This is a genomic window from Asticcacaulis excentricus CB 48, from assembly GCF_000175215.2.
Classification (GTDB): domain Bacteria; phylum Pseudomonadota; class Alphaproteobacteria; order Caulobacterales; family Caulobacteraceae; genus Asticcacaulis; species Asticcacaulis excentricus.
In genome coordinates, this window is record NC_014817.1 from 416,501 (window position 1) to 439,552 (window position 23,052).

Annotated in this window: 23 protein-coding genes; 13 read left to right on the forward strand and 10 right to left on the reverse strand. The window is 60.3% G+C overall.

Features of this window, described 5'->3' with window-relative positions:
• Positions 1 to 64: 64 nt before the first annotated feature.
• Entirely contained in the window at positions 65 to 685 is a 621-nt protein-coding gene (locus tag ASTEX_RS13610) for a MiaE family protein (RefSeq protein WP_013480210.1), read from the reverse strand.
• Positions 675 to 1,697, reverse strand: a complete 1,023-nt coding sequence (gene ftrA, locus ASTEX_RS13615) for a transcriptional regulator FtrA (protein WP_013480211.1) — start codon at positions 1,695 to 1,697, stop codon at positions 675 to 677. Before ftrA ends, ASTEX_RS13610 begins: the two co-directional genes overlap by 11 nt.
• Positions 1,698 to 2,088: 391 nt before the next feature.
• Here ftrA and rplJ point away from each other — a divergent pair, with 391 nt between their 5' ends.
• Complete coding sequence (gene rplJ, locus ASTEX_RS13620; RefSeq protein WP_013480212.1) at positions 2,089 to 2,607, forward strand: 50S ribosomal protein L10; 519 nt, start codon at positions 2,089 to 2,091, stop codon at positions 2,605 to 2,607.
• Positions 2,608 to 2,647: 40 nt separating this feature from the next.
• The gene (rplL, locus tag ASTEX_RS13625; protein ID WP_013480213.1) at positions 2,648 to 3,034 is read left to right on the forward strand and encodes a 50S ribosomal protein L7/L12; all 387 of its coding nucleotides are present in this window, start codon (positions 2,648 to 2,650) and stop codon (positions 3,032 to 3,034) included.
• 186 nt (positions 3,035 to 3,220) lie between these two features.
• On the opposite strand, the gene ASTEX_RS13630 is transcribed toward rplL, so the two are convergent.
• From ASTEX_RS13630 to ASTEX_RS13645, 4 genes are all read right to left on the reverse strand, one after another.
• Positions 3,221 to 4,126: a YihY/virulence factor BrkB family protein gene (locus tag ASTEX_RS13630; protein WP_013480214.1), complete on the reverse strand. Its 906-nt coding sequence runs from the start codon at positions 4,124 to 4,126 to the stop codon at positions 3,221 to 3,223.
• A gap of 77 nt (positions 4,127 to 4,203) precedes the next feature.
• Positions 4,204 to 4,785: a bactofilin family protein gene (locus ASTEX_RS13635; protein WP_013480215.1), complete on the reverse strand. Its 582-nt coding sequence runs from the start codon at positions 4,783 to 4,785 to the stop codon at positions 4,204 to 4,206.
• A complete protein-coding gene (locus tag ASTEX_RS13640) occupies positions 4,769 to 5,908 on the reverse strand; it encodes a peptidoglycan DD-metalloendopeptidase family protein (RefSeq protein ID WP_013480216.1) in 1,140 nt (379 codons plus the stop codon). Before ASTEX_RS13640 ends, ASTEX_RS13635 begins: the two co-directional genes overlap by 17 nt.
• 245 nt (positions 5,909 to 6,153) lie before the next feature.
• A complete protein-coding gene (locus ASTEX_RS13645; RefSeq protein WP_013480217.1) occupies positions 6,154 to 6,666 on the reverse strand; it encodes a peroxiredoxin in 513 nt (170 codons plus the stop codon).
• Positions 6,667 to 6,767: 101 nt separating this feature from the next.
• Here ASTEX_RS13645 and ASTEX_RS13650 point away from each other — a divergent pair, with 101 nt between their 5' ends.
• Positions 6,768 to 10,955, forward strand: coding sequence for a DUF3971 domain-containing protein (locus ASTEX_RS13650; protein WP_013480218.1), 4,188 nt, complete (start codon positions 6,768 to 6,770; stop codon positions 10,953 to 10,955).
• A gap of 225 nt (positions 10,956 to 11,180) precedes the next feature.
• Here the strand turns inward: ASTEX_RS13650 and tyrS are convergent, their stop codons facing one another.
• A complete protein-coding gene (tyrS, locus tag ASTEX_RS13655; RefSeq protein ID WP_041659376.1) occupies positions 11,181 to 12,431 on the reverse strand; it encodes a tyrosine--tRNA ligase in 1,251 nt (416 codons plus the stop codon).
• A gap of 83 nt (positions 12,432 to 12,514) precedes the next feature.
• Between tyrS and ASTEX_RS13660 the strand changes: the two genes are divergently transcribed.
• Positions 12,515 to 13,645 carry an anhydro-N-acetylmuramic acid kinase gene (locus ASTEX_RS13660; protein WP_013480220.1) on the forward strand — a complete coding sequence of 377 codons (1,131 nt, stop codon included), beginning with the start codon at positions 12,515 to 12,517 and terminating at the stop codon, positions 13,643 to 13,645.
• A 201-nt stretch (positions 13,646 to 13,846) separates the two neighbouring features.
• On the opposite strand, the gene ASTEX_RS13665 is transcribed toward ASTEX_RS13660, so the two are convergent.
• Positions 13,847 to 14,497: an alpha/beta hydrolase gene (locus ASTEX_RS13665; protein WP_013480221.1), complete on the reverse strand. Its 651-nt coding sequence runs from the start codon at positions 14,495 to 14,497 to the stop codon at positions 13,847 to 13,849.
• Positions 14,498 to 14,697: 200 nt separating this feature from the next.
• Between ASTEX_RS13665 and ASTEX_RS13670 the strand changes: the two genes are divergently transcribed.
• The 9 genes from ASTEX_RS13670 to ASTEX_RS13710 all read left to right on the forward strand — a co-directional run bounded on the left by ASTEX_RS13670 (position 14,698) and on the right by ASTEX_RS13710 (position 22,081).
• Positions 14,698 to 15,216, forward strand: coding sequence for an Rrf2 family transcriptional regulator (locus ASTEX_RS13670; protein ID WP_013480222.1), 519 nt, complete (start codon positions 14,698 to 14,700; stop codon positions 15,214 to 15,216).
• Complete coding sequence (locus ASTEX_RS13675) at positions 15,216 to 16,340, forward strand: cysteine desulfurase family protein (RefSeq protein ID WP_013480223.1); 1,125 nt, start codon at positions 15,216 to 15,218, stop codon at positions 16,338 to 16,340. Before ASTEX_RS13670 ends, ASTEX_RS13675 begins: the two co-directional genes overlap by 1 nt.
• Complete coding sequence (gene sufB / locus ASTEX_RS13680; protein ID WP_013480224.1) at positions 16,340 to 17,806, forward strand: Fe-S cluster assembly protein SufB; 1,467 nt, start codon at positions 16,340 to 16,342, stop codon at positions 17,804 to 17,806. Before ASTEX_RS13675 ends, sufB begins: the two co-directional genes overlap by 1 nt.
• Positions 17,803 to 18,126 carry a hypothetical protein gene (locus ASTEX_RS13685; RefSeq protein WP_013480225.1) on the forward strand — a complete coding sequence of 108 codons (324 nt, stop codon included), beginning with the start codon at positions 17,803 to 17,805 and terminating at the stop codon, positions 18,124 to 18,126. Before sufB ends, ASTEX_RS13685 begins: the two co-directional genes overlap by 4 nt.
• A gap of 17 nt (positions 18,127 to 18,143) precedes the next feature.
• Positions 18,144 to 18,893: a Fe-S cluster assembly ATPase SufC gene (gene sufC / locus ASTEX_RS13690; protein WP_013480226.1), complete on the forward strand. Its 750-nt coding sequence runs from the start codon at positions 18,144 to 18,146 to the stop codon at positions 18,891 to 18,893.
• Entirely contained in the window at positions 18,893 to 19,951 is a 1,059-nt protein-coding gene (sufD, locus tag ASTEX_RS13695; RefSeq protein ID WP_013480227.1) for a Fe-S cluster assembly protein SufD, read from the forward strand. The genes sufC and sufD overlap by 1 nt, the downstream gene beginning before the upstream one ends.
• Complete coding sequence (locus ASTEX_RS13700; protein WP_013480228.1) at positions 19,941 to 21,161, forward strand: cysteine desulfurase; 1,221 nt, start codon at positions 19,941 to 19,943, stop codon at positions 21,159 to 21,161. The genes sufD and ASTEX_RS13700 overlap by 11 nt, the downstream gene beginning before the upstream one ends.
• 5 nt (positions 21,162 to 21,166) lie before the next feature.
• Positions 21,167 to 21,613, forward strand: a complete 447-nt coding sequence (locus ASTEX_RS13705) for an SUF system Fe-S cluster assembly protein (RefSeq protein WP_013480229.1) — start codon at positions 21,167 to 21,169, stop codon at positions 21,611 to 21,613.
• A gap of 69 nt (positions 21,614 to 21,682) precedes the next feature.
• Positions 21,683 to 22,081 (forward strand): HesB/IscA family protein, encoded by a 399-nt coding sequence (locus ASTEX_RS13710; RefSeq protein ID WP_013480230.1) that lies wholly within the window; start codon positions 21,683 to 21,685, stop codon positions 22,079 to 22,081.
• Positions 22,082 to 22,087: 6 nt separating this feature from the next.
• On the opposite strand, the gene ASTEX_RS13715 is transcribed toward ASTEX_RS13710, so the two are convergent.
• Positions 22,088 to 22,510, reverse strand: coding sequence for a hypothetical protein (locus ASTEX_RS13715; RefSeq protein WP_013480231.1), 423 nt, complete (start codon positions 22,508 to 22,510; stop codon positions 22,088 to 22,090).
• Between the two features lie 92 nt (positions 22,511 to 22,602).
• Positions 22,603 to 22,995 carry an STAS/SEC14 domain-containing protein gene (locus ASTEX_RS13720; protein WP_013480232.1) on the reverse strand — a complete coding sequence of 131 codons (393 nt, stop codon included), beginning with the start codon at positions 22,993 to 22,995 and terminating at the stop codon, positions 22,603 to 22,605.
• Positions 22,996 to 23,052: the final 57 nt, after the last annotated feature.

Consider the following 23,052-nt stretch of genomic DNA (forward strand, 5'->3'; position numbering starts at 1 on the left):
TTTCAGGGTAACCTGATACGGAAAAAGCCGCTCCGGCAACGGGGCGGCTTTCTTGTGTCTGGTTTCAGGCCGCCACGAGCACCGGTAAGCCGCTGTGAAAGCGGAATTCCGGGTCGGGGTCGTGGATCAGAGCCTGTTCCACCGGGCGGATGGCGTCGATGCGCGCCGCGATGTCATCGGCGTCGCCATAGAGGTTCGCCAGTTTGAGATAGTTGCGGAAATGGCGGCCCTCGCTGTCGAGCAGCCCCTTGTAGAACTTGCCTAATTCCTCATCGAGATGCGGATAAAGCGCGGCGAAGCGCTCACACGAACGCGCTTCGATAAAGGCGGAGATGACCAGAATATCGGTCATCATGCCGGGTTCGCTGCGTCGGACCATCGTGCGTAATCCGGAGGCGTAGCGCGCCGCCGAAAGGGGCCGCAGGGCAATGCCACGCTTTTTGATCAGCTTCATCACCTGTTCGTGGTGGACCAGTTCCTCGCGCGCCAACCGGCTCATGGCATCGACCAGCTCTGCATGGGTCTGATACTTGGCCATCAGGTTGATGGCGTTGGAGGCTGCCTTGTACTCGCACGCCTTGTGATCGAGCAGGAGTATTTCCTGATGGGCCAGGGCGGCCTCAATCCACTCCGGCGGCGTCGCAGAGCCCAGAAAGGTCAGTATGTCGTCAAGATCAGTACGCATAGCCTGCCTCTGCCAAATCCGGCGACGGCGCGCAAGTCGCGGCAGGGGGTAAACGCTGAAAGGTCTGGCGGTAGGCCGTGGGCGTGGTCGAAAGCTGTTCGCGGAAGTGGTGGCGGAAGTTGGCGGCGCTGCCGAAACCGCAGGCGTGGGCGATCAGGTCGATACTGTCGGTCGTGGCCTCCAGAAGATCGCGTGCGGTTTGCAAGCGAACCTGCATCAGCCACTTGGCGGGGGTCGTTCCGGTGGCCTCTTCGAAGCGGCGCAGGAAGGTGCGCTCACTCATACCGGCGCGGCGCGCCAGTTGCGCCACCGTATGCGGCTGATCCAGGCATTCACGCATATAATCAAGCAGGGGCCCCAGCCGGTTACGCTCATATTCGATGGGCACGGACTTCTGGATATATTGCGCCTGACCGCCGTCGCGGTGTGGGGGCACGACCAGGCGGCGGGCGACCTTATTGGCGGCTTCGGGGCCGAAATCGCGGCGTATGACGTGCAGGCACAGATCGATCCCGGCGGCACTCCCGGCCGAGGTCATGATCTGTCCTTCGTCGATATAGAGCACGTCCGGTACCAGCTCGACTTCCGGCCAGTGGCATTTGACGTGCTCGACATATTTCCAGTGGGTCGTGGCACGCCGCCCTTTGAGCAACCCGGCGGCAGCCAGCACGAAAGCCCCGGAGCAGATGGTGACGATGCGGGCCCCGCGTGCATAGGCCCGCCGGATCAGGGCCACCAGATGCTCAGGGATTGGCTTGTCCAACGGCCAGCCGGGGATGATCAGCGTGCCTGCGGTCTCCAGCCACTCGCGCGGCCCTGTGGCCGTCAGGCTAAGGCCCGCCGTCGTGCGGCAGGGGCCATCTTCGACATTGACCACCTGAAAGCGATACCAGTCCGGTCCCATTTCCGGGCGTTCCAGCCCGAACAGCTCAACGGCGATCGAAAACTCAAACAAAGGCATCCCGTCGAAGGCGAGGGCGCAGACATCGTGATTGAGCAGGGTCTTTGGCATGATTTTGCCTTTCGGGCTAATATCTGCCAAGCGCCATAGCGCTGAACCGCGGTAAAGGCAATAAATGTCGAGGGCCTCTTGCTTTTGCGGCGACTTAGGGGTAAGGGAGCCGCCTCGGTGTGGGAATTTCGGTTTCCCTCCGTTCTGTCCGAGACCTTCGTGGGAGCAGGGGCCGCCTGTTCCATAAGCTTCCGGTAGCCGCCGGAACCCGAATATAGACGGGACGCGAAACGCCTCTAGGATTTCATGTCTGCCTTAAGGGCAGCGTGGTCTGGTTGCCTTTGCCTCCCATCATGGGACAGTGACTTTGCCGTTCCGGGCAACCGGGACGTTTAAGTCGTTTCACCTTTGCGGGATTGTCCCGCAAAGCAATCCTCAATTGGAGGCCACAATGGACCGCGCTAAAAAAGCCGAATCGATTGAAGAGCTTAAGAGCGTCTTCGCCGAATCCGGCTCCGTGGTTGTTGCCCAGTATTCGGGCATGACCTTTGTGGAAATGGCTGATCTGCGTCTGCGTCTTCGTAAGGAAGGCGCGGTTCTCAGAGTGTTCAAGAACCGTCTGGCTCAGAAGGCTCTGGCTGGCGCTGCGGGTGAACAGGGCGATGCCCTGTTCAAATTCCCGACCGTGCTCGCCTACGCCAATGATCCGGTGACGGCCGCGAAAATCGCCGCCCAGTACGCCAAAGAGAATGACAAGTTCAAGATCGTTGGCGGCATCATGGAAGGGACGACCGTCCTCGACGCCAATGGCGTCAAGGCTCTGGCCACCCTGCCGTCGCTGGACGAACTGCGTGGCAAGCTCATCGGTCTGCTTCAGGCCCCGGCGACCAAGGTTGCTGGCGTGCTTCAGGCGCCTGCCGGCCAACTGGCTCGCGTTTTCAACGCTTACGCGACCAAAGAAAACGCCTAACAGCTCATTCCCCAACCCATCTCATCCTTAAGGAAATACCATGTCCAAACTCGAACAACTGGTCGCCGACCTGTCCGCCCTGACCGTTCTGGAAGCTGCTGAACTGTCGAAGCTCCTCGAAGACAAGTGGGGCGTCTCGGCCGCCGCTCCGGTCGCCGTCGCTGCCGTCGCCGGTGGCGCTGCTGCCGCTCCGGCTGAAGCCGTTGAAGAGCAAACCGAATTCACCGTCGTCCTGGTTGACGGCGGCGACAAGAAGATCAACGTGATCAAGGAAATCCGTGGCATCCGTTCGGAGCTCGGCCTGAAGGAAGCCAAGGACCTCGTCGAAGGCGCTCCGCAGACCGTCAAGGAAAACGTTTCGAAGCAAGAAGCGGCTGACATCAAGAAGAAGTTGGAAGACGCCGGCGCCAAGGTCGAAGTTAAGTAATTTCGCCTTTCTTCGGAAAGTCAAAACAGAAAGCCCGGATCGCAAGGTCCGGGCTTTTTGCATGTGGATCATTATGGTTTAATGATCTAGATTTTGCTTAGCCCCTCGCCGGGCGGCGGCTCCGCCGCCTTGGCCGCCGCCTCAATGGCGGCTTGAGCAGGATAATTCCATTCGAAATCATACGCTCTATAACTCCGGGGCGGCTTTTCGTTTGCGCCGCGGCTGAATGGTCTTGCCCAGATGGCGGCTGTAGACCTGCGTGAACTCCGCGCCGAAAAAGAAGATCTGCGTCGAATAGTAGATCCACACCAGAAGCACGATAAGCGACCCGGCCGCCCCGTAGGCGGAGGACAGGGCGCTTTGCCCCAGATAGAGGCCGATCAGTTGCTTGCCGAAGCTGAACAACACGGCGGTGATGGCCGCGCCGACCCACACATCGGTCCATTCGATGCGCGCATCGGGCAGGATTTTGAAGGTCATGGCAAACAGGAAGGTTACCACCCCGAATGAGATGATCAGATTGATCAGTGCCATGACGGGCGCGGGGACATAGGGGGCGATAAAGGCGCTGAAGGCCGCCAGTCCCGCCGACACCACCAGCGAGATCAGCAGCAGGAAGCCGATCCCCACCACCAGCGCGAAGGACAGAAGCCGTTTCTGGATAAAGACTTTCCAGTGCAGGCGCTGTGGTTCGACATTCCAGATGTCGTTCATCGCTTCCTGAAGCTGGGCGAAGAAGCCGGTGGCCGAAATGATCAGCGTCACAAAGCCGATGACCGTGGCCACTAACCCCTGTTGCGGGTTAAATGCGCCGCTGAGCATGGTTTGTACGGCACCGGCCCCCTGATCGCCGATCAGGGCGCTCAGTTCGGCCATCATGTAGCCGTTGACCGCTTCACGCCCGAAGGCAATGCCCGCTATGCCAGTGACGATCAGCAGCAGGGGCCCGATGGAGAGAATGCTGTAGAAGGCGAGCGCGGCCCCCAGACGCGGGGCCTTGTCCTCATTCCATTCGTGTAAGGCTTCGCGCAGCATACGCCCCAACAGGCTGAGGGTCAGGGGCGGGCGGGCGGGTGGTGGCGTGTGGGTCATAGGGGTATCAAACGCAAAAACGCCGGAAAAAGATCAATCCTTTTCCGGCGTCTTGTGCAAAATTGGCTATCGGTTTCTTATTTCAGGTCCGACAGCGCGTTGAAATCATAGCTGTTCATCGCCGTGGCGTCGCCGCTGGTATAGCTGGCCGGGGCGGTCTGAACCACCGGGGCAGGAGCAGGCTGAGCCGGGCGGCTTTGCAGGCAGCGGCCCTGGAAGAAGGCCCCGATGTCGATGGACAGGGTTTCGTGTGTGATGTCGCCTTCGACATAGGCCGAGGAATAGAGCTTGACGGCCTTGCCGGAGATGCTGCCGACGACGCGGCCACGCACTTCGATGGTTTCGGCTTCGACATCGCCTTCGATATTGCCGGCTTCACCGACGATCAGGTGGGCGACCTTCACATTGCCGCGCACATTGCCATCGACCTGAAGATCAGCCGTGCCGTTGATATTGCCTTCGATGCGCAGATGCGCGGCCAGAAGCGACGGGGCACCGCGCGACACAGCCGGGGCCGCCGGAGCCGGGGCCGGAGCGGGTGCGCCGGGCGTCTTCATATTGACCGTGGACATATCCAGCGGCGGCGGGGTGTTGGCCTTTACCGGCGCGCGACTGGCGTCGGACTGAGGACGGACGGGTTTGCTAGTTTTGTTGAACATAGTCTCCAGCCTTTACGAAGCGCGCAGGGTTTTGAGGACGGCCGTTGAGCCAGACCTCATAATGCAGGTGAACACCAGTGGATCGGCCCGTTGAGCCCATCGCGCCCACCCGCTGACCAACGCCGACGCGCTGACCGGCGCGCACGGCAAAGGACTGCATGTGGGCGTAACGGGTCTTAAAGCCGTTACCGTGGTCGATTTCGACGCAGTTGCCATAGCCGCTGCGTACCCCGGCAAAGGATACAATACCGGGAGCCGTGGCATGGATCGGCGTCAGGAAGGGTCCAGCAAAATCTAGGCCAGCGTGCGTTTTGGGCCGCCGGGTGAAGGGATCGAAGCGGACGCCAAAGCCGGAGGTCATGCGCGTATTGACGGTCGGGCGGGCAAAAGGCAGGACGCGGGACGACTTTTCGAGGCCGCGCATGTCCGAAAGATTGAGCGCCGCGCTGCGGATGCGTTCGGCAAACCCTTGATCGACATCGAGAAATGTCGCCAGTTCCTTGGCGTCGCGCGTTTCCAGAAGCGCGCTTGAGCCCGCCCCGGCATAGCTCTGCGGATTGAGCCCGGCCAGACGGAAGGCCAGACGCAGACGCTCGGCGCGCGATTTGGCGAATGTCTCAGCTTTGGACACCATGCGTTCCTGTTCGGCACGCACCGCATAGATGCGTTCCACCGGCGGCATGGACGGGTCGATGCGCGCCGGGGCCAGAGCCGGAGCCGCACCGGGTACACCTTTGAAATCCTGAAGAATCTGGACCAGTGCGCCGTGACGCTTTTCGACCGTTTGCGCCAGTTGCTCCAGCGAACCGGAGGAGGCTTCACTTTGCTTCATCAGCACGTCCAGACGCGCCTGACGGTCGGCCACGAGGCGCTCGGACTGAGCCCGCGCCATCATGATCTGCTTTTCAGCACCGTTACCGCCGGAAATGGCCATGAAAAAGACGGCCCCGGTGCTCATGGCCAGCCAGGTCAGGCCGATGGTGGCCAGTACCGCGAAGCCGAATTGTTTGCCCGTGCTGAGAATATAACCGTGGGTTTCGTCGCCACTGCGGATGTAAAGATGCCGCTCCGGAAAGGTTTGTTCCAGAGCGCTCCTCAGGCGATGAAAGCTTCTCTTAGGCATAACACCCGCGCCCTTCCACTTGATTTTAATTATGACTTAACCAAATGCGCTTTGGCAAGCCTTAATCGAATCGCCGGAAGATGCCCCGCACACCTAAGGTGTAATCTGTTGTAAAACAGAAGGTTAGTATGGGGCCTTTCAGGCGATATGTCCCGTTTCGAGAGGGACAAAATCGCCTGTTTCAAGAAAAGTGCCGCGTAACGCGGTTATTGTGAAAATAGGATGTCAATAGGGAATTTCGCGGCTCAGGCGATTTTTGCCCGCAGTGTGTCGAGTACGGCCTCGACGTGACCTTTGATACGTACCTTGCGCCATGCGGCCTGCACTACGCCTTGCGGATCGATCAGCCAGGTCGAGCGATCGGTCCCCATATAGGTCTTGCCGTACATCGACTTTTCGACCCACGCGCCCAGCGCCTCGATCAGGCCCAGTGTGGTGTCCGAAAGCAGGACAGGCGTCAGCTTGTGTTTCGTTTTGAAGCGGGCATGGCTGTTGAGATCGTCCTTCGACAGACCGATCACCTGCGCGCCCAGCGCTTCGAATTGCGGGACGGCGGCGGTGAAGTCGATGGCTTCCTGCGTACAGGTGGGGGTGTTGTCGGCGGGGTAGAGGAACAGCACCGTCCAGCGGCCCTTGAAATGTTCCGGCGTCCAGTTTTGGCCATCATCGCCGGGCAGGGTGAAGTCGGGCAGAGGGTAGGGCGCGAATGCGTCGGCTGCGGACTCACTCGTTGACTTTTTTGCCAAATTTTTTGCCATGACAATGCCTTCGGTTAATCATATGAGAAAAGGAACGCCGCATACTGGCGGTCTTTTTGGTTTCGTTTAGTGGTACGCCCGGTGCGTGCGTTCGGATCTTCGTGCATAGCCTGATCACCCAGCTCAGACAACACTGGAGGCTTAGCCTGAGCGGCGTCATTCTGTTGATGGCGCTGGTGTTTGTCGGGTGCCTGTCGCAGGGGCCGATCCGCGTGGATGGCCTGCGGTTTCTGATCGTATCGCGGCTGGAGCGCACCATTCCGGGGGCTGAGGCCAGTCTGAAGCATCTGGACCTTGTCTGGTTCCATGACTCCAACGCGCTGGGTCTGCGGTTTGACGACCTGCTGCTGAAGGACAAGGCGGGCCGCACCGTGGCCTCGGCCGATCAGATGGAGGCCGCGCTGGCGCTCGACAGTCTGATCTGGTGGCATCTGGCCCCGGCACGGCTGACGGCGGACCGGTTTTTTGTGGCCCTGTCGGCGTCACCCAATGGCCGTATCGAACTGGGCTATGACGCTACCGGCAATCCCGAAGCCTTTGCGATTGAGCGCCTCTTCTATGACCTGACCGGCAAGGAGACTCTGGGCCGCCCGCTCAGCTACACGCGCGAAGTCCATCTGACCAACGGCACGCTGGCCTTCCGGCAGGTGGGGACGCCGCTCGACTGGCGCGCCCGCGTGGCGCAGATCGACTTTTCCAAACGCAATAAACGGATTCAATCTAAGATCGGTCTGGAGGTCGAAAGTCAGGGGCGCAAGGCCTCATTGACGCTGAACGCGCAGGCACAGACGGGCCTGAAGACGGCCGAGGTTCAGGCGGAAATCCGTGACCTTATCCCGTCGCAGATATTCCCGTCGGCGGGTGCCCTGCGGGGTCTGTCGCATTTTCGCGCGGCGATCAACGGGCGCGGCAATCTGAAATACGCGGCGCGCACAGGTATCGAGAGCGCCTTTCTTGATATTTCCGCCGGCAAGGGCAGCTATGATTTCGGCAAGTCGGCGCAGGATTTTGACGCCCTAAGTCTTAAGGCCGACTATGTGCCCAAGACGCGTACCGTGCGTTTCACCACTTTCCGGCTTGACTCGCGCTATATCGATACCGACCTGTCGGGTCGTGTGTTTATGACCCCGGAAGACCCCAAGCGCGACCGCAAGATGGCGGTGCATTTCGATTTTGCCGGGCCGCGCGTCACCGGGCAACTGGCCGACGACTTCCCGGCCCAGACCCTGACCGAAGTGCATTTCAAGGGCACCTTTACCCCTGACCTGCGGCAGCTCGACATCGAGTCGGGCAAGGCCCTGCTGGTCGATGCGCCGCTGACCACAAAGGGGCGGCTTTACACGGACGAAAAGGGGCAGTTGGGGGCCGATCTGACGGCGCGCATCGACGGGGATTTCCGTAAGGAGGTGGTGTTCGCCTTCTGGCCGGAAAACCTGACGCCGATTACCCGCGGCGACCTGATCCGTCGTATCAAGGGTGGCACCTATTCCAACGCCGATTTCGTGCTGAAAGCTCCGCCGGGCCATTTCCGCGACGGGCAGCTTGAAAAAGAGGACCTGCGCCTGACTTTTGGCTTCCGCAATATGGGCCTCAGCGTCGATAGCCGCTTGCAGGATGCTGCCGGGCTTTACGGGACGGGCCTCTTGCAGGGGACCAGCTTTGACCTCAGCCTGCGTGGTGGCCATCTGGTCGAGGTGCCGCTGACCGGCGGCGGCGTCTCCGTGCCGCAGTTCCATAAGCGCCGCGCACCCAGGGCCGAAACCCATATCTGGCTGACGGCGCAAAGCGGGGCGGCGCAACTGATCGAGGCCATTGACCCACTAACCGGCGGCCATTTGCAAAAGGAAGGGCTGACGCGCGATCGCCTGAGCGGGGAGGCCGAAACGCGGCTTGATATCCGCTTTCCGACCTTTGACAATCTGACGCTCAAAAATCTCAACCTGACCTTTGCGGGTAAGATACGCAATGCCGGCCTCAAACAGGCAGCGCTGGGCTGGGACATTGTCGAAGGCGACCTGACGGTGACCGGCGACTACCTCGCCAACCGTCTTGAGGTGCGTGGTCCCGCGAAACTGGGGCCCTATGCCGGTGAGATCGGCTACCGGACGCAGTTCGAGCCGACCATGCAGTATATCGACTTCACGGGCAGCTTTAATGCGCGGCAGTTTGGCGGGTCGCCCACCAAACGCGTCGCCATTCGCGGGCAACTGGAACTGTTCAACAATATCGGCAAGGGCCGCATCGAGTCCGATATTTTCAGTGGTACGGTCAACTGGGATGGCACCGAAGCGCGCCCGACGCAGGTGGTGCTGTCCGGCAATACGCTGAGCGACGGTATGAAAGGGCAGGGCCTGCCCATCTTTGGGCGTTTCCGTCCCGAAATCCCTACCGACATCCGTTTGCGCCGGTCGGGTGATGTGTGGACGGGCGAGGTGGAGGCCGAAGGCTTTTCCGGCAATCTGGCCTATATCGACAGCCAGCATCCGCGGCTGGTCTATATGGCCAATATCTCGCCCGAACGCGCCCGGTTGCTGGGTCTGGGGGCCTTGCCCTATTTCAGCGAGACGCGGCCCCTGACGGTCAATATCGGGCTGGATGCCGAGTCGCGCGAAGCCCGCATCCGTGTGGGCGACATCAATTCCGTTCTCGACTGGACCGATGAAGACGACAAGCCGCCCAAGCGGACCCTGACCACGCGCCTGACGCCGGAGCAGATGTACGCGCTGGGCCTGCCGCGCGCGTGGTTCACTCCGCAGGAAACCCTGCCTGTGTTTGCGCGCTGGGAACAGGATGCGCGCGGTATCGACGGCGATGTGTTTATCGGCGATCAATTGTTGACGTTTGACCTGCCCGACAGCGATGGCGCGACCTTCCTGTTTGGCCCGCCCAAAGCGTGGGCGCGCATCGGGGGGACCGTGGACCGCGCCTTCTTAAGTCGGCTCGGCTATGTCAGCCATAGCCTTGAACTGGACGGCAAGGTCGGGTTTGAACTCAACCTCTATCAGACGGAAAACCGCACGCTGGGCGCCCTGTCTCCGGCGCAGATTTCGGCGGCGGTGCTCGATATCGACGCCACGCCGACACGGCTGCAACTGGCGCGCAGCGACTGGGTCAAGCCGGTGGGTGAGGCGGCCAGACTGTCGATCAGCTTCGATGAGCGCAGCGGCGGCGGTCTCGACATGCCGCGTATTCGCGCCACCGGCGAGCGCGTGGAGATCGACGGGCGGGTGTCTGTGAAAGAATCTGGTGAAGTCGATTATGTCGATTTTTCAAAACTCTATCTGAAGGACTTCGCGGATTTAACCGCGCGCCTGTCGCCTGCTGACGCGTCCGGGGTCCAGACCCTGACGCTGCGCGGTAAACGACTTGATGTGCGGCCGTGGTTCAATCCGCCACGTACCCAGCCGACTGTCACTGACGCCCGCCCGGTGACCGCTGCGGAATTGCCGCGCGCCCCGGCGACGGCGGCCAACACCGCGCCGCGCCTTGACCGGCCCGTGCGTTTGCTGGTGGACATCAGCGCCGTGCGCACCTCACAAGATGGTGTGTTTAGTGAGGTGGAACTTAAGGCCGGCTGGGATGGGCGCAATCTGATTGCCGGCGAAGGCTCGGCCCTGACGCGTCTGGGCTCTCTGGTAACGCTCGATTTCAAGCCGCAGAACGACTACACCGCCTTTACCTTCGAAGCTGACGACCTCGGTGATCTTGTGGCGACAGCCCTGGGCGACAAGCGCCTGTCGGGTGGTGATGCCGTGATCGAGGGCGTCTATCGCAACGGTCAGATTGACGCCACGCTGAAAGGAGAAGACATCCGCATCAAGCAGATACCGGCTCTGGGGCAGGTGCTGACCCTTGCCTCGCTGCGCGGCCTGTCCGACACCCTGTCCGGAGCCGGTATCAAGTTCGACGACTACGAACTCCCCATCCGCTACCGCGACAATTATCTGTTTATCCGCAATGGCTGGGCCAAGGGCGACGCCTTGCGCATCAATGTCTGGGGGGCACAGGATTTCAGTAAACAGACCATGGACTATCACGGCACCCTGATCCCGGCCTACGGCGTCAACGCCGCCTTTGTCGGTATTCCGCTGGTCGGGGACGCCCTGACCTCCAACCGCGGCGAAGGCGTGCTGGGTCTCAAATACCGCCTTAAGGGCCGCTTTGGCACGCCGCAGGCTGAGATCAACCCGTTCTCGCTGGTCCTGCCGGGCTTCCTGCGCCGCATTCTCGATGAAAAACACGAAGACCCGCTGCCGCCGGTCGATGTGACTTCGCCGCGTAAGAGTTAAGGAGTCGTGGGGCCACAGGCCCACACCCCTTCACTGGGAGCCAAAGGAAAGGCCGGAGCGCGAACTCCGGCCTTTCAACACTTTTGGCAAAGCACCTCCCCTGATTTCAGGGGAGGTGGATTTTTGTCTGAAAGACAAAAAGACGGTGGGGTTAATGACCGACCCATAACCCCCCTCCGCCGATTCCGGCGGTATCCCCCCTGATATCAGGGGGGAAGATTGATTTTAAACGGGTTTTACCAAAACAGTTTTTTTTCCTCGTTGAAGGACAAAAGCGGCGTCCTCTGCATTCACTTCTGACCTTTTGTAAAGCTTATCGGTAGCAGGATGCTCCCCGTTAATTTTGATCTCATTATTAGCGATTGAACGCTTAGCGTCTTTGATGCTGAGGTTGAATGCTTTTGCCGCGAGTGCTTCAGGAGTTCTGTATGTGAACTCTTGGCCTTGCTGCCAATCCATTTCAACAACGTTGCTTACGAGACGAGTGCCCTGTTCAAAGGCCTTTTGCGCCGTGTCGCGGGCCGTGGCGGCGGCCGCTTCGCCGTGCACCATGCGGGTGGCCGCGTCGGCGAGGATTTTCTTGGCCTCATTGATTTCCGCACCTTGCAGGGCTTCGAGGCGACGGATTTCGTCCATCGGCAGGTCGGTAAACAGGCGCATGAACTTGCCGACATCGGCGTCTTCGGTGTTGCGCCAGTATTGCCAGTAGTCATAGGGCGACAGCGCGTCGGCATTGAGCCACACGGCGCCACCCACCGTCTTACCCATCTTGGCACCCGATGCCGTGGTCAAAAGCGGCGTGGTCAGACCAAAGGCGGCTTTCTGGTTCAGGCGGCGCGTCAGCTCGACGCCGTTGACTATATTGCCCCACTGATCCGAACCGCCCATTTGCAGGACGCAGTTATAGGTGCTGTTCAGTTCGCGGAAATCGACCGCCTGCATGAGCATGTAGTTGAATTCGAGGAAGGTCATCGGCTGCTCACGCTCAAGGCGCAGCTTGACCGAGTCGAAGGTCAGCATACGGTTGATGGTGAAGTGCGTGCCAAAAGTGCGCAGAAATTCGATATAGCCAAAGCCCGACAGCCAGTCGTCATTATTGACCATGATGGCGTCGGTCGCGCCGTCGCCGAAGGTCAGGAAGCTGTTGAACACCGACTTGATGCCGTTCATGTTCGACTGAATTTGTTCGTCGGTCAGAAGTGGGCGCTGGGTGTCCTTAAAGGTCGGATCGCCAACCTTGGTCGTACCGCCGCCCATCAGGACGATCGGCTTGTTGCCCGTTTTTTGCAGCCAGTAGAGCAGCATGATCTGCACCAGATGCCCGGCGTGCAACGACGAAGCCGTGGCATCATAGCCGATATAGCCCGTGATCGGTCCGGCAGAAGCCAGCGTATCGAGGGCTTCCGCGTCCGTGCACTGGTGGATGAAACCGCGCTCCGAGAGGACGTTGAGGAAATCGGATTTGAAGGAGGTCATGTCTCTAACAATGTTGCTGTCACGCGGGTTTGCGTGCAAGTTGCGTCTAACACGTAGCCCCCGCTTTTCCATAGGCTTTTCGCATGAAAATCATCGGCTTTATGACCGGCACCTCGCTCGATGGCATCGACATGGCTGTGCTGGAAACCGATGGCGAGGCTGAGCTGGGCTTCGGGCCCTTTGCCGAAAAGCCCATGCCTGGTGAGGTCCGGGCCGTTCTGGAGGCCGCCACTAAGGACGCGCTGAACTGGCCGCGCGGTGCGGCGGAACCTGACAGTTTCACCACGGCGCGTCGGGTGATCGCCGACTATCATCTTCAGTCACTGGATCAGTTTTTAAGCGAAAACGATCTGAATATTAGGGATTTTGATGCGTTGGGGGTGCATGGGCAAACCGTGCTGCACGAACGGCCGAAAAACGGGATGCCGGGGCGGACGGTGCAACTGTTCGACGGTGACTATCTGGCCGAAAAAACCAGACTGACGGTCGTCTGCGACTTCCGCCGCGCCGATATCGAAGCGGGCGGCGAGGCGGCGCCTCTGGCCCCCGTCTATCACCGCGCGCTGGCGCACAAGGCGGGGCTGGACCTGCCGGTTGTGGTGGTCAATCTGGGTGGGGTGGCCAATATCACCGTGATTACGCCTGACGGCCTGACGGCGCTCGATACCGGCCCGGCCAGCGGCCTGATGGACCAGTGGATGCGTCAGCACACCGGCCAATGGTTCGATGAAGACGGCGCAGTGGCGGCAAAAGGCCGGGCCGATGTGGCCATTGTGGCGGACTATCTGAGCCACCCCTATTTCGCAGCGCCTGCGCCCAAGTCACTGGACCGATACGATTTTACGCTGGAGCGCGTCAGCCCCCTCAGTCACGAAGACGGCATGGCGACCCTGATGGCTTTTACGGTCGAAAGCCTGCGCCATGAGATCGTGCGCGCAGGCGTGACGCCTTCGGCCATCGTCCTGTGTGGTGGGGGGCGCAATAACCGCCAACTGGTCAAGGTGTTGCGTGAGCGTCTGGCCGACATCGCGCCGGTACGCATTGCCGAAGACCTTGGCTGGCGCGGTGGGGCCATTGAGGCCGAGGCTTTTGCCTATATGGCGGCGCGGTCGCTGAAAGGGTTGCCGATTTCCTTCCCCGGCACGACGGGTGTGAAGACGCCGCTGACCGGCGGGGTCATCTATCGCGCCACAAACGCGCGCCGCAGCGCTTAAGAATTGGCCACGAAAAACACGAAAAGTTGGTAAAAAGCTTTTGATCCTGCCGTGCCCGCAGGGCCGCGTTAATCCGTAGGCACTACCAGATCGGCGCTATGCGCTGAAAATTCACACAGCTGCTTTTTCAGCTTTTCGTGTTTTTCGTGGCTAAACCCCATTCGCGGCCATAAAAAAGGACGCCGAAGCGTCCTTTAAACCCTACTCAAGCTCACCGGCCAGACGGCGGTCGAGGTAACCGCCGACGCGGCCTTCGATTTCCGGCAGATGCTCGGTCCAGAAGTGGCCCGCGCCTTCGACGACTTCGTGGGCAATGGTGATGCCCTTCTGCGTGCGCAGCTTGGCCACGACGCGCTCGACTTCGGTCGGCGGTACCACCGAATCGGCTGAGCCGTTGATGAACAGGCCCGAGGCCGGGCAAGGGGCCAGGAAGCTGAAATCATAGGCATTGGCCGGCGGTGACACCGAGATAAAGCCGTCGGTTTCCGGGCGGCGCATCAGCAATTGCATGCCGATATAGGCCCCGAAATTATAGCCCGCGACCCAGAATTGCGATGCCGTCGGGTTCTTGGCCTGAAGCCAGTCGAGCGCGGTCGCCGCATCGGCCAGTTCGCCAATGCCCGCATCAAATTCGCCCTGCGACTTGCCGACGCCGCGGAAGTTGAAGCGCAGCACCGAGAAGCCGCGCGTCATAAACAGGTGAAACAGTTGCGCCGTCACCGGGTTATTCATGTGCCCGCCGGCCTTGGGGTGGGGGTGAAGGATCAGGGCAATGGGCGCGTTGTCCGTCTTTCCGGCGGTGTATCGGGCCTCAATTCGACCGGCAGCACCGGCGAGGATCACTTCAGGCATGTAGAACCCTTGTTTCGTAATAAAATGTGTCATGGTGCGGCGCATAATTCTTGACTATAATAGTCAGGATTACTATGTCCCGCGCAGGGAAGGCGGCGTCCCCTTATCAGGCAAGCCGTTTAGCACACTCTTTTCGGCTTTGTGCAGGTTTTTCATCGGCCTGTTGCGATTTAGCCGAGGGTAGCCACAGGACTGACGGCATGAGATTATCGACCAAGGGACGTTACGCCGTCATGGCCATGACGGATCTGGCGCTAAATGCGCAGGGCAAGCCCATCTCCCTGTCCGAAATTTCCGAGCGTCAGCAAATTTCCCTGTCCTATCTGGAGCAACTCTTTGCCCGCCTGCGCAAGGCCGGGCTGGTCAAGAGCGCGCGCGGGCCCGGTGGCGGTTACACGCTGGCGCGGACGGCGGACGCTTTGTTCGTGAGTGAGATCGTGCTGGCTGTCGATGAGCCGATCAAGGCGACGCGCTGCGCTTTGACCTCCAACAAACTGGGGGCCAACAAGCGTCTGTCCAAGGAGAGTGCGGCGCGTGAAATCGGCTGTATGCCGGGCGGTCAGCGCTGCCTGACGCACAATCTGTGGGAAGATCTGGGCTTTGCCATCCACGACTATCTTTCGACCGTATCCCTGAACGACGTCGTGCATAAGCGCACGCGCAAGCGGGTGACGATCGAAAACCGCTTTCCGGTCGATGCCCAGAAGGAACTGGCCTGATGGCAGACACCCCCCTCTATCTGGACCATGCCGCCACCTCGCCAATCCGGCCGCAGGTGCGCGAGGCCATGATCCGGGCATGGGAGATCGGGGCCAATGCCTCGTCCGTGCACGCGCTTGGGCGGAAGGCCAAGCTTTTGCTGGAAGAGGCGCGCAACGACGTGCTTGGATTCGTCAACGGCGTCGGTCCGGCGCGTCTGATCTTCACGTCGGGCGGCACGGAGGCCAATCAACTGGCGCTCAGTCAGTCGCACGGCTTTGACCGCCTGATCGTCAGCGCCGGTGAACACGACAGCGTCTTTAAAGCCGCCGAAAGTTATGGTTTGCCCGTGGTTTATGCGCCGCTGTTAAGGTCTGGCGTGGTCGATAGAGAAGCGCTGGATCAACAGTTGAACGCAGATGGCAAGCCCTTTGTGGCCGTCATGTGGGTCAACAACGAAACCGGCGTCATCAATCCGATCCGTGAGATCGCAGATCAGGTGCACGTCGCCGGTGGCTGGCTGCATGTCGATGCGGTGCAGGCGGGGGGCAAGATCGAGCTTGATTTTGAGGCGCTGGGGGCCGACAGCCTGTCACTGGCCGCGCACAAGATCGGCGGACCGCAGGGCGTGGGCGCGCTGATTTACAGCGCTGACCGTGACATTCGGGCGGCCACTCCCGGCGGCGGTCAGGAATTCGGCCACCGCGCCGGCACGGAAAACATCGCCGGGATCGCCGGTTTTGCCGAAGCCACCCGCCACGCGCGACCGATGACCGATAGTGCTCAGGCCGAGGCCGAGGTGGCTTTGAAGGCGCTGGGTGCGACCATTGTCGGCGAAGACGCCCCGCGCGCGCCGGGGATTACCTGTTTCACCGTCCCCGACTGGACGGCGCAGCTTCAGCTTATCCACTTGGATATGGCGGGTGTCTGCGTCTCATCGGGGTCGGCCTGTTCGTCGGGCAAGGTCAAATCGAGCCGCGTGCTGGAGGCCATGGGCCTTTCCGACGTGGCGGACAAGGCCTTGCGCGTCTCGTCCGGATGGACGACAAGCGCCGCCGACTGGCAACAATTTATAGACGTCTGGTCAACGGGTTATGCGAAGCATCAGGCCCGAAAAGCCAGCAGAGTAAAGGAAAGCGCCTGATGGCAGCGGTCAAGGAAACCATTGAAACGGTTCAGAAGCTTGAGACCTATGCGCACGGTTTCGTCACCGATATCGAGACGGAATATGCGCCCAAAGGGCTCAATGCCGACATCGTGCGCTTCATTTCGGCCAAGAAGAACGAGCCGCAATGGATGCTCGACTACCGTCTGGCGGCCTTTGAGCGCTGGCAGTCGATGGACGAACCCGACTGGGCCAAGGTCCGTTATCAGAAGGTCGATTATCAGGACCTCTATTACTACGCCGCGCCCAAGCCGAAGCCCAAACTGAACAGTCTGGATGAGGTCGATCCGGAACTGCTGGCCGTCTATGCCAAGCTGGGCATCCCACTCAAAGAGCAGGAGGTGCTGGCCGGTGTGGCCAGTGCGCCGAAATACGCCGTCGATGCGGTGTTCGACTCGGTGTCGGTCGTCACCACCTTCAAGGAAGAACTGAAGAAGTCGGGCGTCATTTTCTGCTCTATTTCCGAGGCCTTACGCGAACATCCTGAACTGGTGAAAGAGTATCTCGGCTCGGTCGTGCCGGTGTCGGACAACTATTTTGCCGCGCTGAATGCCGCCGTGTTTTCCGACGGGTCGTTCGTCTATGTGCCGCCGGGTGTGCGCTGCCCGATGGAGCTTTCGACCTATTTTCGCATCAACGCCGAAAATACGGGTCAGTTTGAACGCACCCTGATCATCGCCGATAAGGGGGCTTACGTCTCCTATCTGGAAGGCTGCACGGCCCCCATGCGCGATGAAAACCAGCTTCATGCCGCCGTGGTCGAGCTGGTCGCCATGGAAGACGCCTCGATCAAATATTCCACCGTGCAAAACTGGTATCCCGGTGATGCCGAGGGCAAGGGCGGCATCTATAATTTCGTGACCAAGCGCGCCGATTGCCGGGGCGCGCGCTCGAAAGTGTCGTGGACTCAGGTGGAAACCGGTTCAGCGGTGACGTGGAAATACCCGTCGTGCATCCTGCGCGGTGACGACAGCGTGGGGGAATTCTACTCCATTGCCGTCACCAACGGGATGCAGCAGGCCGATACCGGCACCAAGATGATCCATCTGGGCAAAAACACCCGCTCGCGTATCATCAGTAAGGGTGTGTCGGCGGGCAAATCGTCCAACACCTATCGTGGGCTGGTCTCGGCCCACGCCAAGGCCGGCGGTGCGCGCAACTTTACCCAGTGCGACAGCCTGCTGATCGGCAAGACCTGCGCCGCCCACACCGTGCCCTACGTCGAGTCCGATACCGCTTCGGCGCAGTTCGAGCACGAGGCGACCACGACGCGACTTAGCGAAGATCAGTTGTTCTACGCCATGCAGCGCGGCCTGTCGCAGGAAGAAGCGGTGGCCCTGCTGGTCAACGGTTTCGTGCGCGAAGTGTTGCAGGAACTGCCGATGGAATTTGCCGTCGAGGCGCAGAAGCTGCTGGCCATCAGTCTTGAAGGGAGCGTGGGATGACGCTGTCTTTCGACATTGAGATACGAAAAACCAAATGCATTTGGTTTGAAGACGAGGCTCTCGACAGCCTTGGACACCCTATAGGCATGCATTCTGTGGTTACCCCCATAGAGGGGATTTATCAGCACTATGCCGAAAATGAACCGCCCCTTGTGGTGCAACCTGGAGATCGGTTGCTTGTCCTTGGTGTCGCAGATGGAAACAAAGATTTCCTTTGGACGGAAATAGATGACAAGTCCCATCCTTTTGCGTTGGTAGACATTTGTGTGCCCGCCTCAAAAGTTCGGTATGTGTATGAAGTCGGTGAAGGCTCGGCTTAAAGAAGGTTGCTAAAACAATGCTTAATATTGAAAACCTCACCGTCAGCGTTGACGACAAGACCATCCTTAAGGGCCTGAACCTAAGCGTTCCGGCGGGGGAAGTGCACGCCATTATGGGGCCCAATGGGGCCGGGAAATCGACGCTGGGCTACACGCTGGCCGGGCGACCAAATTACGAAGTGACGCAAGGGGCGGTCGATTTCAACGGCGAAGACCTGCTGGAAAAGGACGTGCATGAGCGCGCCGCGGCCGGTCTTTTTCTGTCGTTCCAGTATCCGCTGGAAATCCCCGGCGTGCCGGCTATGACCTTCATCCGCACGGCGCTCAATGCCCAGCGTAAGCTGCGCGACGAAGAGGAGATGTCGGCCCCCGAATTCCTCAAGACCATCCGCGAGGTCGCCAAGGCGCTGAAAATCGACATGGACATGCTGAAACGTCCGCTCAATGTCGGCTTCTCCGGCGGCGAAAAGAAGCGCATGGAAGTGCTGCAAATGGCGCTGCTGCAACCGAAGTTCCTGATCCTCGATGAAACGGATTCGGGCCTTGATATCGACGCGCTCAAGGTGGTGTCCGACGGCGTTAATGCCTTGCGCAGTTCCGATCGCGGGATGCTGGTCATCACCCACTACCAGCGCCTGCTTGATCATATCAGACCCGACCGCATCCACATCCTAGTCGATGGCAGGATCGTCCATTCGGGTGGCCCGGAGCTGGCGCTGGAGTTGGAAGCGCACGGCTATGACCGTTATGTCAATGAGGCGGCGTAATGGCGTTTGACCTGACCCCGCTCGACCTGTTCGACCCGTCGTCCTATCCGACGCGGCGTCATGAGGAATGGAAATATTCCGACCTGTCGCGCGCCCTGCGGGAGGCACCGGCGCGCGCCGACCTGACGCATATGCAGGCCGAAGCCGGGGATTTCGGGGGCTTCTACTGGCACTGTGCCGGAGACGGGCAACTGGCTGATCTGCAAGCCGCCGTTTCCAGAGCGGTTCAGAGTTCTGATGGCCGTCTCTACCTCGATATGAGCGATGTCGGCGGGGAGGGAGCCGTTGCCGGTTATCAGGGCGAAGGTCGCATCGCGCTGGGGGCGGGTGAACACCTGATCCTGCTCGAAGATTACAGCGGGGCGCTGGACTATGCCACCAGCACAGTCCTCCATTTCGATCTGGCCGAAGGGGCGACTCTGATCCGCGTGGTCATTCTCGATGAGCCGGAAAGCGCCGTTTCCGTGCGCCGTTCGACCGTGACCACCGCTCCGGGCAGCGTCTTCAAGCAGTATGTCTTCGCCACCGGGGCGAAGTTCCAGCGCTTTGAAACCCACGTCGAGCACGACGGTCATGGCGCGCAGGTCGAGATGCACGGGGCCTATCTGCTGAAAGACACGGCGCACTTTGACTATACGACGCGCGTCAACCACGCCGAGGTCGATGGCGCAACGCAACAGTTGATCAAGGGCCTCGTCAAGGACCGCGCTACGGCGGTGTTTCAGGGGCGCATCTATGTCGAAAAGGGCGCCGACGGCACCGACGCGCGCATGCGCCATCAGGCCCTGATGCTCAATGACGGAGCGCATGTGCGCGCCAAGCCGGAGCTGGAAATCTACGCCGACGACGTGCAATGCGCGCACGGCAACACCATCGGCGCGCTGGACGAGTCGGCGCTGTTCTTCTGTCAGTCGCGCGGTATGCCCGAAGAGGTGGCGCGCGCCCTGCTGATGCAGGCCTTCGTCGTGCCCGTCGCCGAGCAGATCGAGGACGAAGCCCTGCGTGACATGGTGCTGAACTGGATCGCCGACAAGACGGAGGGATTCTATGCCCTTTGATGTCGAAGCGGTCCGCCGCGACTTCCCCATCCTCAGCCGTCAGATCAACGGTAAACCGTTGATCTATCTCGATTCCGGAGCCTCGGCGCAGAAACCAACCGCCGTGATCGACGCCATGAGCCACCATATGGCGCAGTCCTACGCCAATGTGCACAGGGGCCTGCACCGGCTGGCCAATGAGGTCACCGATGCCTTTGAGGCCGGGCGCGAGGCTGTGGCGAAGTTCATCAACGCCGCCCGCTCGGAAGAGGTGATCTTCACCAAGTCGGCGACGGAGTCGATGAACCTCGTCGCCCAGACCTGGGGGCTGGCCAATATCACGGCGGGCGATGAAATCCTGATCACCGAGTTGGAGCATCACGCCAATATCGTGCCGTGGCACATGCTGGCGCAGCGCACCGGTGCGGTGCTGAAATGGGTGCCGATCCTTGAGGACGGCAGCCTCGATATGGCGGCGTTCGATCAGTTGCTTACCAATCGCGTGAAGCTGGTAGCCGTGGCGCACATGTCGAATGTGCTGGGCACTATCAATCCGGTTGAGGCGATCATTGAAAAGGCTCACGCGGTCGGCGCTAGGGTGCTGATTGACGGCTGTCAGGGTGTGGTCCATCTGCCTGTCGATGTGCAGGCGCTGGGCTGCGATTTCTATGCGTTTTCGGCGCACAAGCTGTACGGCCCGACGGGTCTGGGGGTGTTGTGGGGCCGATATGACCTGCTGGAGGCCATGCCGCCCTGGCAAGGGGGCGGCGAAATGATCGCCCGCGTCTCCAAGGAGATGATTACCTATGCTGAGCCGCCGCATCGTTTTGAGGCCGGGACGCCCGCTATTCTTGAGGTCATCGGGCTGAAAGCGGCCATTGACTGGCTGTCGCAGATCGATCGTGAAGCCGCTGCGGCGCATGAAGTGGCGCTCTATAAACGCGCTCATGCGGGGCTGAAAAAGATCAACGCCCTGCGCATCTATGGCGAAGCGGCGGAAAAAGGGTCGATCCTGACCTTTTCTCTGGGCTCTGCCCACGCGCACGACGTTGCGCAGATACTCGACCGCTACAATATAGCGGTGAGGGCGGGGACGCACTGCGCCGAACCGCTGATGACACGGCTGGGGGTGACCTCGACGGTGCGCGCCTCCATCGCGCTTTACAATACCGAGGCCGAGATCGACGCGCTGATTGCGGCGGTCGAAAAGGCGCAAGGGTTTTTTGAGTAATGACCATGTCCAAGCACGAGATCATTTCCCTGTCCGCTGAGGACGCCAGCGAAACGGTTGCCGAACCGGGGCAGGCCGAGCTGTTTGCACCGGAAGAAACGACGGCGGTCGAGCCCCAAAATCCTGAGCTACTGCCTCAGGAGGAACTGGATCGCCTGACCGATGAGCTGATCGCGGCGTTTAAGACGGTGTTCGACCCGGAAATCCCGGTCGATATCTATGAGCTGGGCCTGATCTATCGCGTCGATATCAATGACAACCGCGAAGTGGTGGTCGATATGACCCTGACCGCGCCGGGGTGCCCGGTGGCGGGGGAAATGCCCGGCTGGGTGCAAAATGCGGTGATGGGCGTGCGTGGTGTCGCCGATTGTCACGTTAATCTGGTTTTCGATCCGCCGTGGGACTCTTCGAAGATGAGTGACGAAGCCAAACTTCAGCTCAACATGTTTTAGTTCGCATAGGGGAAACGCGGTTTCCCCTATGTGCCCCCTTCCGTGAGTATAAAGGCCGCAGAGATAGCTATGGATATTCAGCCTGTTATCACGCCTCGTCCCCGTCGGCCCCGTCCAGCCATCGTGTCGCTGACGGATGCGGCCGCCGCGCAGGTCAAGACCATTATGTCGCGCGCTGACAAGCCCTATGTGGGTCTGCGCGTCGGTGTGAAGCAGGGCGGCTGCGCGGGTCAGGAATACGTGCTGAGCTATGCCGAGGCCGCGGACCCGCTTGACGAGGTGGTGACCGACAAAGGGGTGACCATACTGATCGAACCTAAGGCGGTGTTGTATCTGGTCGGCACCGTTATCGACTATGAGACGACCAAGCTGGCGTCGAAGTTCGTGTTTAACAATCCGAACGAGACGGATGCCTGTGGGTGTGGTGAAAGTGTAACGATCAAGCCCGCAGCCACGGAATCGGACTAACCCGCATCAGGCCCGCAAGGCCAGAGGCACAAACTCGACCTCTCCACTGCGTCCGGTTAGCCAGTCGAGCGCTTCATCGGCGGTGTAGAAGTTGCGCATCGTGTCTTTGGGGAAAGAGGCGTAATCGCGCTGAATGGAGTCTTCTTCGACCGCATCGTGTGTGACGAAGGCGACACGCCGACCTTCGGGGACATTGCGGGTCCACTCGGCCCAGGTCTGCGCAAAACGTTCGCGGTCTTCGTCTTCCAGATGGCCGGTGTAGCGGCGAAAGTCGATCAGACGGTCATAGCGCCACGGCTCGCCGATTTCGGCATAGGCTTCGATGAAGCGGTCGCACAGTTCGGCGCTGGGCATAGGGCCGAAAACGCGGGCAATCAGGATGGAATGAATGTCATCCAGATAGACACTGAGGCGATATTTTTGCGACATGGTAAGCGAACTTTGTGATTTATCCGGTTAGCTTACATGCCAATACTTAAGAACCACTTATCTTAAAAGGGAACCGGTGTCCCTCCCACGAGTCAGGGTTGTGGGGTGGTGAGCCATTCGATGGCTTCGTCGCGGCGTTCGAAGAGTTGTATGAAGGCCTTGGGGAAGGCGTCACCCAGCGCGTTCAGGCGTGCGCGGTCGAACGGGTCGCTGGAGAGCAGGGCCAGACGCCGCCGCGGTGGGGGCGGCGTACCGGCGGCCTGAGCCAACCAGGCGGCTGCCCGCATCAGGTCGGCCAGTTCCACCACGCCCTGAGCGGAGCGCATATCCAGAATACGGTTGTAGAGCCACGGCTGGTCGATCCGCTGATAAATATCGATCAGGGCATCCACAAAGCCCTCGCTGGTATAGTCGCCGCGGGCGGTGACAATCAGCAGATTTTTATCCGTGTCGATAAGATGGGAGAGACGGAGAGGGCGCGGCACGGCGGACCTTACAGAACAGGACTGGCTGCTGTATTCTTAAAGGGCGTCTGTTAAAAA